Origin of the sequence: Paenarthrobacter aurescens (genome assembly GCF_025421775.1) — a bacterium.
GTDB classification, from domain to species: Bacteria; Actinomycetota; Actinomycetes; order Actinomycetales; family Micrococcaceae; genus Arthrobacter; species Arthrobacter aurescens_B.
Genome location: NZ_JAOEFX010000009.1, coordinates 61227 through 75032 on the forward strand (window position 1 = coordinate 61227; position 13806 = coordinate 75032).

General features: G+C 62.9%; 17 protein-coding genes. 12 read left to right on the forward strand and 5 right to left on the reverse strand.

Annotation, left to right across the window (positions count from 1 at the left end; genetic code table 11):
* The first annotated feature begins 14 nt into the window (after positions 1-14).
* The 8 genes from N7568_RS18155 (at position 15) to N7568_RS18190 (ending at position 6520) form a co-directional block, all read left to right on the forward strand.
* Positions 15-317 (forward strand): urease subunit gamma, encoded by a 303-nt coding sequence (locus N7568_RS18155; protein WP_261611176.1) that lies wholly within the window; start codon positions 15-17, stop codon positions 315-317.
* 7 nt (positions 318-324) lie between these two features.
* Positions 325-693 carry an urease subunit beta gene (locus tag N7568_RS18160; RefSeq protein ID WP_261611177.1) on the forward strand — a complete coding sequence of 123 codons (369 nt, stop codon included), beginning with the start codon at positions 325-327 and terminating at the stop codon, positions 691-693.
* Positions 690-2420 carry an urease subunit alpha gene (gene ureC / locus N7568_RS18165; protein WP_261611178.1) on the forward strand — a complete coding sequence of 577 codons (1731 nt, stop codon included), beginning with the start codon at positions 690-692 and terminating at the stop codon, positions 2418-2420. The genes N7568_RS18160 and ureC overlap by 4 nt, the downstream gene beginning before the upstream one ends.
* An 8-nt stretch (positions 2421-2428) precedes the next feature.
* Entirely contained in the window at positions 2429-2902 is a 474-nt protein-coding gene (gene ureE, locus N7568_RS18170) for an urease accessory protein UreE (RefSeq protein WP_261611179.1), read from the forward strand.
* Positions 2903-3040: 138 nt separating this feature from the next.
* A complete protein-coding gene (locus tag N7568_RS18175; protein WP_261611180.1) occupies positions 3041-3712 on the forward strand; it encodes an urease accessory protein UreF in 672 nt (223 codons plus the stop codon).
* 21 nt (positions 3713-3733) lie between these two features.
* Entirely contained in the window at positions 3734-4351 is a 618-nt protein-coding gene (gene ureG, locus N7568_RS18180) for an urease accessory protein UreG (RefSeq protein ID WP_261611181.1), read from the forward strand.
* A gap of 199 nt (positions 4352-4550) precedes the next feature.
* Positions 4551-5474, forward strand: a complete 924-nt coding sequence (locus tag N7568_RS18185; RefSeq protein ID WP_261611182.1) for an urease accessory protein UreD — start codon at positions 4551-4553, stop codon at positions 5472-5474.
* Complete coding sequence (locus N7568_RS18190; RefSeq protein WP_261611183.1) at positions 5474-6520, forward strand: HoxN/HupN/NixA family nickel/cobalt transporter; 1047 nt, start codon at positions 5474-5476, stop codon at positions 6518-6520. The genes N7568_RS18185 and N7568_RS18190 overlap by 1 nt, the downstream gene beginning before the upstream one ends.
* Here the strand turns inward: N7568_RS18190 and N7568_RS18195 are convergent.
* Positions 6517-7494, reverse strand: a complete 978-nt coding sequence (locus N7568_RS18195; protein WP_261611184.1) for a serine hydrolase domain-containing protein — start codon at positions 7492-7494, stop codon at positions 6517-6519. The genes N7568_RS18190 and N7568_RS18195 overlap by 4 nt on opposite strands.
* Positions 7495-7643: 149 nt before the next feature.
* Here N7568_RS18195 and N7568_RS18200 point away from each other — a divergent pair, with 149 nt between their 5' ends.
* From N7568_RS18200 to N7568_RS18215, 4 genes are all read left to right on the forward strand, one after another.
* Positions 7644-8153 carry an RNA polymerase sigma factor gene (locus N7568_RS18200; RefSeq protein WP_261611185.1) on the forward strand — a complete coding sequence of 170 codons (510 nt, stop codon included), beginning with the start codon at positions 7644-7646 and terminating at the stop codon, positions 8151-8153.
* A gap of 1 nt (position 8154) precedes the next feature.
* The gene (locus N7568_RS18205; RefSeq protein WP_261611186.1) at positions 8155-9192 is read left to right on the forward strand and encodes a hypothetical protein; all 1038 of its coding nucleotides are present in this window, start codon (positions 8155-8157) and stop codon (positions 9190-9192) included.
* 239 nt (positions 9193-9431) lie between these two features.
* Positions 9432-9629, forward strand: a complete 198-nt coding sequence (locus N7568_RS18210) for a hypothetical protein (protein ID WP_261611187.1) — start codon at positions 9432-9434, stop codon at positions 9627-9629.
* On the forward strand, positions 9626-9856 hold the full coding sequence (locus N7568_RS18215) for a hypothetical protein (RefSeq protein ID WP_261611188.1): 231 nt from the start codon (positions 9626-9628) through the stop codon (positions 9854-9856). The genes N7568_RS18210 and N7568_RS18215 overlap by 4 nt, the downstream gene beginning before the upstream one ends.
* 74 nt (positions 9857-9930) lie before the next feature.
* On the opposite strand, the gene N7568_RS18220 is transcribed toward N7568_RS18215, so the two are convergent.
* The 4 genes from N7568_RS18220 to N7568_RS18235 are packed head-to-tail and all read right to left on the reverse strand — an operon-like array spanning position 9931 to position 13803.
* Positions 9931-10965: a lactonase family protein gene (locus N7568_RS18220; RefSeq protein WP_261611189.1), complete on the reverse strand. Its 1035-nt coding sequence runs from the start codon at positions 10963-10965 to the stop codon at positions 9931-9933.
* 2 nt (positions 10966-10967) lie between these two features.
* Positions 10968-11798, reverse strand: coding sequence for an aldo/keto reductase (locus N7568_RS18225; RefSeq protein WP_261611190.1), 831 nt, complete (start codon positions 11796-11798; stop codon positions 10968-10970).
* Positions 11795-12835, reverse strand: a complete 1041-nt coding sequence (locus N7568_RS18230) for an NAD-dependent epimerase/dehydratase family protein (protein ID WP_261611191.1) — start codon at positions 12833-12835, stop codon at positions 11795-11797. Before N7568_RS18230 ends, N7568_RS18225 begins: the two co-directional genes overlap by 4 nt.
* Positions 12832-13803 (reverse strand): aldo/keto reductase, encoded by a 972-nt coding sequence (locus N7568_RS18235; protein WP_253465660.1) that lies wholly within the window; start codon positions 13801-13803, stop codon positions 12832-12834. Before N7568_RS18235 ends, N7568_RS18230 begins: the two co-directional genes overlap by 4 nt.
* Positions 13804-13806: the final 3 nt, after the last annotated feature.

Here is a 13806-nt window from a genome sequence, read left to right on the forward strand (position 1 = left end):
TATCAGGAGAATCGATGCATCTTTTGCCCCGTGAGCAGGAGAAACTCATGATCGTGGTGGCCGCCGATCTCGCCAGGCGCCGCCAAGGGCGAGGGCTCAAACTGAACTACCCGGAAGCCGTGGCCGTCATCAGCTACGAGCTCATCGAAGGCGCCCGGGACGGTAGAACAGTCGCCGATCTCATGAGCTACGGGACCACGCTCCTCCGCCGCGAAGACGTGATGGAGGGCGTTCCAGAGATGATCCACGACGTCCAGATCGAAGCCACCTTCCCTGACGGCACCAAGCTCGTCACCGTCCACAACCCCATCCGATAGGAGCCCCATGATCCCCGGCGAATACAGGCTCCAACCCGGATCCATCGCCTGCAACAGCGGCCGTGAGGCGATCGCCGTCGAGGTGGTGAACCGCGGAGACCGTCCCGTGCAGATAGGTTCGCACTACCACTTCGCCGAGGCGAACCGCGCCCTGGAATTCGACCGCGAAGCAGCTCACGGCCGCCGACTGGATATCCCGGCGGGCACGGCCGCGCGCTTCGAACCCGGTGACCGGAAGACCGTCCAGCTCATTGCCTTGGCGGGAACACGTGAGGTTTTCGGCCTCAGCAACGCAGTTAACGGAAAGCTCGACGGCGGAACTGGCGTTACCGGGGAACCGCGCCCGGGCGTCGCAGCGGAAAGGGACCACCAGTGAGTTTCGAGATTTCCCGCAAGCAGTACGCCGAGCTGTACGGCCCGACGACGGGCGATGCCATCCGCCTGGCCGATACTGAGCTCTTCCTTGAGATCGAGAAGGACCACACGGTTCATGGCGAAGAAGTAGTGTTCGGCGGCGGCAAGGTAATCCGTGACGGCATGGGCCAGAACGGCCAACTGACCCGCGCAGAGGACATCCCGGACACCGTCATCACCAACGTGATCGTCCTGGACTACAGCGGAATCTACAAAGCCGACGTTGCCCTCAAAGACGGTCACATTTTTAGGATCGGCAAAGCCGGTAACCCACAGATTGCCGACGGCGTGAACATCGTGATTGGCGCCAGCACGGAGATTATTGCCGGCGAAAGGAAGATCCTCACCGCCGGCGGCATCGATACCCACATTCATTTCATCTCCCCGGAGCAGGTCCCGGCCGCCCTCTGCAACGGCATCACCACCATGGTGGGCGGGGGCACCGGTCCGGCCGAAGGGACAAAAGCCACCACCATCACGCCAGGCGCCTGGCACATCTCCCGGATGCTCCAGGCCGCCGAAGGACTCCCCGTCAACATCGGCCTGTTCGGCAAGGGCCACGCATCCGCCGTCGAGCCCCTCGCCGAGCAGATCCGCGCAGGTGCCGTCGGGCTCAAAGTCCATGAGGACTGGGGTTCAACCACGTCCTCCATCGACATGTCCCTGCGCGTTGCCGACGAATACGACGTCCAAGTGGCCATCCACACCGACACCCTCAACGAATGCGGGTTCGTGGAAGACACCATCCGGGCAATCGGCGGCCGCGTCATCCACACCTTCCACACCGAAGGCGCCGGAGGCGGGCATGCACCGGACATCATCAAAATCGCCGGCCTGCCCAACGTGCTCCCCGCGTCCACCAACCCCACACTGCCCTACACCAAAAACACCATCGAAGAGCATCTGGACATGCTCATGGTCTGCCACCACCTCAACCCTGATATCCCGGAAGACGTGGCCTTCGCCGACTCCCGCATCCGCGCCGAAACCATCGCCGCGGAAGACGTCCTCCACGACCTCGGAATCTTCGCCATCACCTCCTCCGACTCCCAGGCCATGGGCCGCGTGGGCGAAGTAGTGACCCGGACCTGGCAGGTAGCCGACGCCATGAAACGCCAGCGTGGCGTACTGAAGGATCCATCCGGCATAGCCCATGGTTCCGCCGAATCCGACAACTTCCGCCTCAAGCGCTACGTGGCCAAATACACCATCAACGCGGCCATCGCGCAGGGCATGGCAGACGTCATCGGCTCCGTTGAAGAAGGTAAGTTCGCAGACCTCGTCCTCTGGGATCCCGCCTTCTTCGGCGTGAAACCCGAGCTCGTCATCAAAGGCGGCCAGATCGCCTACGCACTCATGGGCGACGCCAACGCCTCCATCCCAACACCACAGCCGCGCACCATGCGGCCCATGTTCGCCACGTACGGCAAAGCCCTCCAGCAAACATCCATCACGTTCCTGTCCCAGGCAGCCATCGACGCCGGAGTGCCCGCCGAACTGGGCCTCGAACGCATCATCAAACCCGTCTCCGGCATCCGCAACCTCACCAAAGCGGACCTCAAATACAACGGCGAAACCCCGGACATCGCCGTCGACCCCGAAACCTACAAAGTGACGGTCGACGGCGTCGAAGTCACCTCCCAGCCGTCCGACGTGCTGCCCATGGCGCAGCGCTACTTCCTCTTCTAGGAGCCTTCATGATCATCGAAAAAATCCTGGGCAACCTCCACGAACAGCCCAACGACTACGCCGGCCACCACAAAGAAAAAGTGGTCCTCCCCAGCGCCCTGCTGGTCAAACGCATCCAACGCGTCACCACCGACCACGGCAAAGAACTCGGCATCCGCCTCCCCACCGGCACCGGCGATCTCCGCGACGGCGACATCCTCGCCGTCGGTGACAACAACCTCATCGTCATCTCCGTGCTGCCCACGGACGTCCTCGTCATCGCGCCGCGGAGCATCCACGAAATGGGCGTCGTGGCCCACTCGCTGGGCAACCGCCACCTGCAGGCGCAGTTCTTCGACGCTGCGTCTGAGTACAGGGCCGAAGTGATGGTTTGCCAGTATGACCACACCGTGGAGGACTATCTGAAGAGCGTCGGCGTCCCCTACGACAGGCAAGAGCGGGTCATGCCGGTGCCGTTCCGCCATGCTGAGCATTCGCACTAGGCAAATTCCGGTGCTGGCTTTTGGGGTTGGCAAGCCTCCGGCGGGTGATAGGGGCCGTGCCCGCTTCGCGATGCCCTCCACGCCGCGGCCCCTATCACCCGCCTCCGCTTCTCGGGCCCAGTTCCAGCGGGGTGCGCTTTGAGTGCGACATATCAGCTGGCTCTTCAACAGTTGACTGACTCCGCTTTGCCTACGGGCGCTTTTGCTCATTCTTTGGGGTTTGAGAGTTACATACATCGTGAGTTGGTTACTGATGAGGGGTCGTTTGGGGTTTGGCTTTCCGCTTTTGTGGGGCAGCAGTTGACCTATTCGGATGGGTTGGCTCTGCGGTTCCTGTATGAGGGGGTGGGGGTTGGGCTGTTGGACTCTGTTCTTTCAGGGCAGTTGTTGGCTCGGGAGGTTCGGGAGGCTTCTTTGAAAATGGGGGGACGGTTGTTGGAGATCGGTGCTGAGGTGTTTCCGTCAGGGGAGTTGGCCGACTATCGGGAACTGGTTCGTGGGGGTGGTGCATCGGGGCATCAGCCGTTGGCTTTTGGGGTGATCGCGCGGTCGTTGGGGGTCCCCTTTGAGGCGGCGCTCTCTGCGTATTTGTTTGCCACAGTGACTTCGCTGACGCAGAACGCCGTGCGCGCCATCCCGCTGGGGCAGAACGCCGGGCAGCGGGTACTTCGCCACGCGCGCGACGCCGTTGCTGCCGCCGTCGACGATATAGCACAGCTGTGCTGGGACGACTTTGGGGCCGTCAGCCCCGGACTTGAAATTTCACAAATGCGGCACGAACGGCAACGCGCCCGCATGTTCATGAGTTAGCTAGTGCAAAGGACAGAAAACATGTCAGAACCCATCAAGATCGGCGTCGGCGGACCTGTCGGAGCCGGCAAAACCCAGCTCGTGGAACGTATCACCCGGCACATGAGCGGCGACATCTCCATGGCCGCCATCACCAACGACATCTACACCATCGAAGACGCCAAAATCCTGGCCGCCAACGGCATCCTCCCCGAAGACCGGATCATCGGCGTTGAAACCGGCGGCTGCCCCCACACCGCCATCCGCGAAGACACGTCCATGAACACTGCGGCCATCGAAGAACTCAAGACGCGGCACCCCGACCTCCAAGTCATCTTCGTCGAATCCGGCGGCGACAACCTCTCCGCCACCTTCAGCCCCGAACTGGTGGACTTCTCCATCTACATCATCGACGTCGCCCAAGGTGAGAAGATCCCCCGCAAAGCCGGCCAAGGCATGATCAAATCCGACCTCTTCATCATCAACAAGACCGACCTGGCACCCCACGTAGGGGCAGATCTTGCCGTCATGGAGCGGGACTCCAAGGAATTCCGCGGAAACAAGCCGTTCTGCTTCACGAACCTCAAGACGGACGAAGGGTTGGACGCAGTCCTCAACTGGATCCGGCGGGACGTCCTGATGCTCGACTTGGCGCAGTGATCAACGCGGCTACGGCGGCGCCGGGTCTGGCGGCTACGCCTGGGATAAGGGGCCGTGCCCGTCCCCAGCCGCTCCCAACTCTCGCAAGCTCAAGTCGGGGCCCTCGCGGCAGTGGGCCCCCCACGAGGCCCGCCACGCCGCGGCCCCTTATCCCCGGCTCCGCCGCCTCTGCGGTCGAGTCACCTGAAGGCCACAGCCTATGAATACGCCGGTGCAGGTTCCTGTCGTCGGTTCGGTCACTCGGGAAAACGTGGGGCCCGGCTCCGCGTTGGCTTCTTTGGAGCGGGAGGTGCGGGGGCGGTTGGAGCTTGGGGTTTCTTTGCGGGGTGGGCGGTCCGTTGCTTTGCGGCAGTTTCATGAGGGCGCTTTGAGGGTGCTGAGGCCGCATTATCTTGATGGGTCCGGGCAGGTTTGCTACGTCATGGTCAACCCTGGCGGGGCGTACCTTGGGGCGGATTTGTTTCTCATTGAGGTGGAGGTCGAGGCGGGGGCGGAGCTGCTGTTGACCACGCAATCGGCCACCAAGATTTATCGGACACCGGGGTCGTTTGCTGAGCAGCGGATGAGTGTCCGGCTGGGGGAGGGCTCGCGGTTGGAGCTGATGCCTGACCAATTGATTGCCTACCGGGAGGCCAGCTATCGGCAGAATTCGCACCTCAGCCTCCACCCGACGTCGAGCCTTGTCATGGCCGAGGTCATCACTCCGGGGTGGTCGCCGGACGGTGCATCCTTCAAATACGAAGAAGTGCGGCTGCGGAATGAGATCCATGTTGAAACCCGAGACGGTTCGAAGCTGTTGGCGCTCGATAACCTCCTGATTCGCCCACCTGTCAACGACGTGACCGGGATGGGGTTCATGGAAGGCTACAGCCATCTGGGGTCGTTGGTGGTGGTGGATCCGCGGGTGGATCAGGCGCTCGCCGATGAGCTGGACCAAATGGCCCGGGATTTTGACGCCTACACGGGCGTTTCCTTGACGGCGGCTATTGCCGGGACCTGTGGGCTCGTGCTGCGATCGTTGTCGAACAGCACTGAGGAACTCAATACATTGCTGGGTGCCTGCACCGGTGTCCTTCGGGAACGCTGGTACGGCCAGGGACCCTTGAACCTGAGGAAGTATTAATGACTGCGCTGACCGAGTTCGCCACCATGTACCGGGAGCGGGAAACGCTGTCCCTGCGGACCCGGCTGTTGTTCACGTTCGGTGCTGTCGCCGCTTTGCACGTTGCCGCCGTCGTGCTCTTGCTTGCTGGAACAGCGGGTGCCGCGCAACCGCTCGCGCTCGGGCTGGTGATCACCGCGTATGTGGCCGGCATCAAGCACAGCTACGACTGGGACCACATCGCCGCGATCGACAACTCCACACGCAAGTTCGTGGCACAGCACAAGGACCCCGTGAGCGTGGGGTTCGCGTTCAGCCTGGGCCACAGCTCCGTGGTGATCCTGGCGGGCCTGCTGGTGGTGGCCGGTGCGACGCTGATCGGGCAGTTCATGGAGGACGGGACCACCGGAAACAAGGTGCTGGGCCTGATCGGCAGTGGCGTGTCGGGGTTGTTCCTGCTGACGATGGGTCTGTTCAACGGCTCCGCGTTCATCCGCGCAACGCAGGTTTACCGGAACGTTCAGGCCGGCGGCGAGGTGCGTCCCGACGACCTTGAGGCCAAGGGTTTCGTGGCCCGCCTCCTCGCCAAGCCGCTGTCCAAGGTGGAACGGCCCAGGAACATCTACGTGATCGGTTTCCTGTTCGGGCTTGGCTTCGACACCGCCACCACCATTGGGCTGCTGGTCATCACGACGACGGCGTCACTCGCCGGAGTTTCGCCGCTCGCCTTGATGGCCCTGCCTCTCGCTTTCACAGCGGCCATGACCCTGTGCGATTCGATCAACGGCGTGGCGATGATGAAGATGTACAAATCCGCCATCCACAACCCGCGGCGGAAGCTCGGTTTCAACGCCGTGATTACCGGCATTTCTGCGGTCTCGGCATTGTTCATCGCCGTGATCACGCTCGGCGGATTCATCAACTCGGCCTTTGAACTGGGCGATCCGCTGACTACCTGGCTCGCTGGCATCGACCTTGGCGATGCCGGGCTGATCCTGGTGGGTATGTTCGTGCTGGTGTGGGCCGTGTCCGCGATGCGCGGCCGGACCGTCAGGGCCGGAGCCTAGGAGGCTGCCACCGCGTTGAACAGCTCGGTAGTGTCCACGCCGAGGTCCGGAGTGCCCAGGACGTTGGTCAGGAACACCACGCAGCGGTCCTGTTCGGGGAGCATCCACCATTCTGTTCCCGCCCAGCCAGGGTGGCCATAGATTCCGTGCGCCAGCAGCTCAGACTGGTTGGCGGGCAACTGAAACCCAAGTCCGGTATGGCGCAGGGGCTTTGGCCGGGTGGTGATGTGGGAAACCTCGGTGGTGCGGGCTCGACGCATGGCAGCGAGGGTTGCCGGCTGCACAGCCGTGCCGGAATCCCTCAGCAATTCCGAGCCCAGGTTGAGCAGGTCAGTGGCTGTGCCGAACAGCCCGGCGCCGGGATGCTTTTTCCGATACATTCCCTCCACGTTAAGACCTGGCCCCTCGGTGCCGTGGACCGTGTGCGGATTGCAGGTGGTGTCGAAGGTGAGGCCTTGAGCTCCAGTGTCCGCTGCCAGAGTCAGGAGCTGTTCCTCGAACGGGCGCCCGTCAGCCCACTCTGCCATCGCGGCGGCCCCTTCGAAGGCGATGTTGCAGTACTGGACCAGTGAACCCGCATAGAAGGCCTGCTCTGCGGAGGTGAGGTCCTCGCGAAGGGGAGTGCCGCCGTCGAGCGCTGGATCTGCAATCCCGGAGCGGTGACTCAGCAGGTGTTCGAGCGTCACGTTGTCCGTGCGGCCCGCGCCGAAACCCGGCAGTACGTCACTCAGCGCAGAGCCAAGCGACAACTTCCCGAGCTCCACCTGACGCATGACGGTCATTGCACTGACCGGTTTGGTGACTGAGAACAACGCAAAGTGGTCGTCGGTTGTGGCTTGCCTGCCGCCGTCGGTCCCGAACGCCACAATGTCCTCGATGCCCTGGCTCGAGGCGATGCCGAGCACAGCGACCGGCACCCGCCCCAGGTCTACCTGCTTGCGGGCCCAGTCTGCAGCGGGTCCTGTTTCCACCATTGTTGTGCCACGCTTTCGCTCGGGGGTCTGTGACTTGAATCTATCGCGGGCGTTTGAAGAAACCTGCCAGCACCTGTAACCGTGGCGGCCCGGCCGGAAACTATACAAGTATCCTGCAGTTCAGGGCTCTAAATACCAGGGGGAAAATCGTGCTTTCAGAGCGCGAATTGGCGTTCATCGCCATTCACAAAGACAGCTATCCATCCGTTTTCAGGTTCGTACGCCGACGCGTGGAATCGGCAGAGATGGCTGAAGAGATCGCCGCTGACGTTTTCCGGGTCGTCTGGCAAAAGTGGTCGGATGATGCCCGGCCCGATCTCGCCTACTTGCTGACCGTTGCGCGCAACTTGGTGGGCAATGCTTACCGCAGCCGCGATCGGCAGCTGGCACTGCAGGAGAAGCTGCGCACGACGGCGGTGGAACGCTACGGCGATGACTCTGAAAACGTCGCGGTACAGGATGCGATGGATCGCCTGCGGGTGCAGGACCGCGACATTTTGCAGCTGGCTTACTGGGACGGCCTGGGTACCACTGACATCGCGAGGGTGCTGCAGTGCAGTGAATCCGCAGCCAAGGTCCGGCTGCACCGGGCGCGGACAGCCTTCCGGAAACAGATGCCTGCCGGTGCCGAAACGACTACACAGAAGATGGGAGTCTGAGATGGATTCGATCAAGAGCCAGATTTCCGCGATCGACCCGCTTGCGAACGAGCCAACGGAGGTCAATTCGGAAGAAGCCTTGGCGCGTATGCTCACCGGTCCACGGGTTTTCAGCGACAGCCACCCAACAGCCGGAGTGGTGTCCCTGGCGGACCGCAGGCGTCGGAAGGTCCGGATCGCGGGCGGGCTGCTGCTCGGTGCCGCGGCGGTAACGGCAGGAGTCCTGGTTGCGGCCAACTTCGGCCCGCTCACAACCGCGCCCGCGCCGGCAGTGACCGTCAACTCCACCGAAGCGACGCCCACGCCGAGTGCTTCAACCACCCCAACACCCACCCCCACGGCGACACCTTCGCCAACGCCCACAGTGGCAGCGCCGGTGACTACCCCGCCCGCGGTTCCCACCGTTCCGGCGGCGGCGCCGACACTTGCTCCAACGCAGCCGCCGGTGGCGATCCCCCAAAGGTTCACCTTCCCCGATGGGCACCTCTCCTTCGCTCTTCCTGATGGCTGGAGCGTGAAGACGGAGCAGGGGCCATATGCCACGGAGGCGGATAAAGCCGCGTCCACCATCGCCAGGGTCTTGGACAATGCAGGCACTGAGCTCGCCGTGATATTCAACGGCAACTATGGCGACGGTACCGCGGGTTTGGTGGACCGAACCATCCTCGACAGGGCAGTGGTTCCCGGTGTTCGGGATAATTCGGGTGAGCTTGTGGAGTTCGGTTTCTCTTCGAACCAGTCGCAGTACATTCCTTACGAAGGGCCTCCCTACGAGGGAATGCCCTCACCCCGAACGGGACCTGTTGAAGGCCCTCCGACCTACATCATGGATGTGCGAAAGTCCTCGGAGCTCAAGGCCGGCATCAGTTCCTCGGGGACCAACCAGGTCCGTGTTCCCAACGGCATCATGAGCGCCTACGTGCAGTTCGATTCCACCAAGAACCCTGCCTTTGCAACGCCCGAAGCAGCCAAGGCCTGGATGAACACTACGCAGTACGCCCAGCTGAAGAGCCTGCTCTTGAGCCTGAGCTACGAGTAACCACATCTGCATCGCAGTTGACGCCGTTCTGAGAGCCCAAACGGCGTCAACTGCGATCAACGTGGGTTACCGGAGGGGCCTAGCCGATGTCGTGCGGAATTCTCACTGTGCTTGTGCATGGCAGGGCTACGAAACGCTATGCAACTGTCCATAACGATCGCCGTGCGACTTGCATAGGGTTGAAGAGATCTGCTTCACACCACGCAGTGCCCCGATCTACCCAAGGATGAGTTTCAACGATGAAGAGCATCGCCCTCCTGCGCGAACGAGCCACCCGCGTCATGCCTACCGGTTCCCACTGCCCGGCGTCGGGCCTGTGGAGCCCGGATTCCGATCCGGATGCGGTCCAGGTGTTCGCTGAAGGCCATGTCCTGCCGGCGCACGATGGTGTACCCACCGTCTGGCGGCGCCGCACTGCCGCTGAAGTTTCAGCGTGACCAGCTCCATCCTGAACCGGCCTGCTGACTATCGGCATGTCCCGGCCGGGGAGTGGTCCGAGCTCAGCTCCGGCGATCCCGTGTGGATTTACGACGTCGCGTGGGGCGCCGGCACGGGTCGCGTCGACGATGTTTCCAAGCACCAGGAGCTGCTCTGGGTTGTCCTCGAACCGACGGGCCGCAAGTTGATCTGCGGCACGGACGACGTCGAGGTCTGGGCCGCCTGAAAAGACTCGCCGAGATGGCAAATAATGACAATGTCTGAGCGGATGATTGTCATTAAGTGCCATCTCGGCGTCAGTTAACCGGCGGGAACCAGCACGCTGGGCGACCCCGTCTCCACACGGCCCACCGGGCCGTCCGGCAGCCCGGTTTCCGGGTCCAGTGTGAAACTCACGACGTCGTTGGAACCTTCGTTGGCCACGTACAGCCAGCCTTCGCGGACCAAGTGGTGGCGCGGCCAGTCGCCGCCGCACGGAACGTCCGCGAGGGGCTCGACCTCCGTCCCGTCCCCGGATACGGTCAGCACGCAAATGCGGTTGGATCCCCGCACTCCCACATAGGCGAAGCGGCCATCCGGCGACAGCGCAATCTCCGCTCCGGAGTCGCCGTCGGAGGCCTTGTTGATACTGGCCGGAACAATGCCGGTGAGCTCGTATGTGCCGTCCGGTTGCATGCGGATCGCAGCCACCTCCACCGAGTACTCCGTGTCCACGAAGACTGTCCCGCTGTGGTGGCGTGCCATGTGCCTGGGGCCCGAACCTCTCGGCAGGATCACCTGATGGTCCGGCTGCAAGCCCTCACCCGGCGCATACTTCCACACACGGACCAGGTCATGGCCGAGGTCCGTCGTCATCACGCGGCCGTCGGGGAGCATCAGGCTGGAATGCGCGCGGCTGGGTCGCCCAGCGTCGACGGGTGCTGTGGAGTGGGGGTCGACGGCGGCTGCCGCACTGGTGCGCGAGGTGATGGCGCCGTCGGGGTCCAGTTCGTAAAGAACAACCTGACCGTCGCCCCAACAGGTGGCCACGATGAAGCGGCCTTGCGGATCCACTGCGACATGGCACGTGGCATCGCCTGCCGGCCAGGGAACGCCGAAAGGCTCCAGCCCGGCGTTGCCCGTCCGGTGATATGCCCGCACGGTTTTGCCTTCCTCGGCTACGGCGTAGACCACCGGCTTTGTGGGGTGCAGCGCGAGGAACGACGGAGAGTTGGCCTCGATGGCCAAGCCGACGGACGTCAGCTGGCCATCATCCTCAGCCCAGAGCGCCGTGATGCCCTTGCCGTTGCCATTCCTGTCGGCCGTGTAGGAGCCGACCCAGATCAGGGTTTCCATGCTCAGTGCCCCTGGACGTCGGAGTCGACGCCCGCGTCCGGTCCGCCATCGAGGGTTTGCAGCTTGACGAGGTCGTCCTGGTCCAGCTCGAAGTCGAAAACGTCCAGGTTCTCCTTCATCCGTTGCGGATTGGCGGTCTTGGGAATCGCGACGAGTCCCTGTTGGACGTGCCAGCGAAGAACCACCTGGCCAGGCGTCTTTCCGTACTTTTCGCCGATACCAGCCAGAACTGGAGCATTCAGGAGATCGCTGCTGGCGCCCAGAGGGCTGTAGGACTCCGTGACGATGCCGTGCTGCTCGTTGAAGGCCCGGGCGACCGACCGGGGGATGGAAGGGCTGACCTGGATCTGGTTGACGGCCGGAATGACGTCTGTTTCCCGGAACAAGCGGTCAAGATGCGCCGGTTTGAAGTTGGAGACGCCGATGGAGCGCGCCTTGCCCGAAGCCTGAAGTTCCTCGAAGGTCTTCCATGTGGACACAAACTCGTCGCGGCGGGGGAGCGGCCAATGGATCAGGAGCAGGTCAACGTAGTCCAGCCCCAGACGTTCCAATGAGCCGTCCAGCCCGGCGACAGCCTTTCCGGAACCCTGGTAAGTGCCGTCCAGTTTGGTGGTGATGAAGAGTTCCGCGCGATCCACCCCGCAGTCGCGGATGCCGTTGCCCACACCCTTCTCGTTGCCGTACTTCACCGCAGTATCGATGTGCCGGTAACCGTGGGATACCGCCTCCACCACGGCTTCAGCAACCTGGGCATCGTTCAGGGGCCACGTGCCCAACCCGAGCTGGGGGATGTGGTTGCCGTCGTTCAGTTCGATGAGTGGGGCGCGTGTCATGGGCGTAGGTTCCTTTCATAAAGCCGGTCGCTGAGCTCCATAAAGTCTTCCTTCACCACTTGCAGCTCAGGATGCTGATCATGCCACGCCACGATCTCCCTGGCACCGTCCGCGAACGGAATCGTGGCCCGGTAATCAGGTACCAGCGCTTTGATCTTGGAGTTATCGAACACCACGGAGTGCGAGCGGTCGCCCAGCAGGTTGGGGCCGAGCTCCGGACTGTGGGCTGCGATGGTCTCTGAGGAAACATGGAACAGCTCGGGTTCAGGTACACCGGCCGCACGGGCAAACAAGCGGTAAATCTGGTTCCACGGGAGGAACTCGTCAGAGGTGATCGTGTAGCTCTCGCCCACGGCTTGCGGCCTGCCCAGGAGGCCAACGAAGGCCTTGGCGAAGTCACGGCTATGGGTCAGCGTCCACAGTGAAGTCCCATCCCCATGGACCATGATCGGCATCCCGGCGCGCATGCGGTGGATGTCGGTCCAACCGCCCACCATGGCGATCTTGGTCCGGTCGTAAGTGTGGGAAGGGCGCACCACGGTCACAGGAAAGTCCTGCTCACGATAAGCCTCGAACAACAGCTCCTCGCAAGCGATCTTGTCCCGTGAGTACTTCCAGAACGGGTTCTTCAGTGGAGTCGACTCCCTGATGGGAAGTGTTGTTGGGGGCTTTTGGTACGCCGAAGCGGAACTGATGAAGACGTACTGTCCTGTCCGCCCCCGGAACATCTCCAAGCCAGCCAGCGCCTGGTCAGGTGTGAAGGAAATAAAGTCCGCAACGGCGTCGTACTCCCTTCCCCGAAGTACCTCACGCACAGCCTGGGGATCGCGGATGTCCGCGTGCAACACTTCCGCGCCATCGGGGACCGGCCGCCCGGCTGACCGGCCCCTGTTGAGGATGGTCAGCCGGTGGCCCAGTGCGACGGCGCGTTCGGCCGCCGCCGCACTGATGACCCCTGTCCCGCCAATGAACAGAATGTTCCGTGGCGAGACGGTGTCTGCTGCTTCTCCAAAACTGCCGGGGAGGAGGCTGCTCACCAGGCGTAATCTTCGGGGGCGGGGCGGTGGCCCGGGAAGATGTCGTCGAGCCGCTTGAGGGCGTCCTCGTTCAACGTGACGTCGAGTGCACGGATGGCGGCATCCAACTGCTCCTGGGTGCGCGGACCGACGATCGGTGCCGTCACGGCAGGCTGGTGGAGCAGCCAGGCGAGGGCGACGTCGCCGGGTGCGTGGCCGAGTTCGTCCGCAAAATCCTCGTACTGGCGGATCTGGTCCTCGTGCTTTTTGAGGGTTTCCAGTGCCCGGCCCTCTGCGCGGCGCACGCCCTGCTCTTCCTTCTTCAGCACGCCACCCAGCAGCCCGCCCTGCAGCGGCGACCAGGGAATCAAGCCCAGACCGTACTGCTGGGCGGCGGGAATGACCTCAAGCTCCAGCTCACGCCTGAAGAGGTTGTAGATGGACTGCTCGCTGACCAGCCCTGTGTAGTTCCGCCTGCGGGCCGCTTCCTGTGCCTGGGCGATGTGCCAGCCGGCAAAGTTGCTGCTGCCCGAGTACAGGATCTTGCCCTGTTGGACAGCTACCTCGATTGCCTGCCAGATCTCGTCCCACGGCGTATCGCGGTCAATGTGGTGGAACTGGTAGATATCGATGTAGTCCGTCTGCAGCCGCTTCAGGCTCGCGTCCAGGGCGCGGCGGATGTTCAGGGCCGACAACTTGGACTCGTTTGGACGGTCTGTCATGGTGCCGTACAGCTTGGTGGCCAGAACGGTCCGCTCCCGGCGCTCGCCGCCCTTCGCGAACCAGCGGCCGATGATTTCCTCGGTCCAGCCACGGTGCTCGACTCCGCCGTAAACGTTGGCGGTGTCAAAGAAGTTGATGCCGGAATCCAGTGCGGAATCCATGATCGAGTGGGCTGTTGCCTCGTCCGTCTGCGGGCCGAAGTTCATGGTGCCCAGGCAGAGACGTGAAACTTTCAGGCCGGAGCGGCCAAGGTGGGTGTACTGCATGTT

Excerpts from the sequence above, each read along its gene's own strand:
- N7568_RS18210 (WP_261611187.1), top strand. The coding sequence starts at position 9,432 with ATGAAGAGCATCGCCCTCCTGCGCGAACGAGCCACCCGCGTCATGCCT.
- ureG (WP_261611181.1), top strand. The coding sequence starts at position 3,734 with ATGTCAGAACCCATCAAGATCGGCGTCGGCGGACCTGTCGGAGCCGGC.
- N7568_RS18205 (WP_261611186.1), top strand. The coding sequence starts at position 8,155 with ATGGATTCGATCAAGAGCCAGATTTCCGCGATCGACCCGCTTGCGAAC.
- N7568_RS18195 (WP_261611184.1), bottom strand. The coding sequence starts at position 7,494 with ATGGTGGAAACAGGACCCGCTGCAGACTGGGCCCGCAAGCAGGTAGAC.
- N7568_RS18160 (WP_261611177.1), top strand. The coding sequence starts at position 325 with ATGATCCCCGGCGAATACAGGCTCCAACCCGGATCCATCGCCTGCAAC.
- N7568_RS18235 (WP_253465660.1), bottom strand. The coding sequence starts at position 13,803 with ATGCAGTACACCCACCTTGGCCGCTCCGGCCTGAAAGTTTCACGTCTC.
- N7568_RS18190 (WP_261611183.1), top strand. The coding sequence starts at position 5,474 with ATGACTGCGCTGACCGAGTTCGCCACCATGTACCGGGAGCGGGAAACG.
- N7568_RS18225 (WP_261611190.1), bottom strand. The coding sequence starts at position 11,798 with ATGACACGCGCCCCACTCATCGAACTGAACGACGGCAACCACATCCCC.
- N7568_RS18155 (WP_261611176.1), top strand. The coding sequence starts at position 15 with ATGCATCTTTTGCCCCGTGAGCAGGAGAAACTCATGATCGTGGTGGCC.
- ureE (WP_261611179.1), top strand. The coding sequence starts at position 2,429 with ATGATCATCGAAAAAATCCTGGGCAACCTCCACGAACAGCCCAACGAC.
- N7568_RS18220 (WP_261611189.1), bottom strand. The coding sequence starts at position 10,965 with ATGGAAACCCTGATCTGGGTCGGCTCCTACACGGCCGACAGGAATGGC.
- N7568_RS18185 (WP_261611182.1), top strand. The coding sequence starts at position 4,551 with ATGAATACGCCGGTGCAGGTTCCTGTCGTCGGTTCGGTCACTCGGGAA.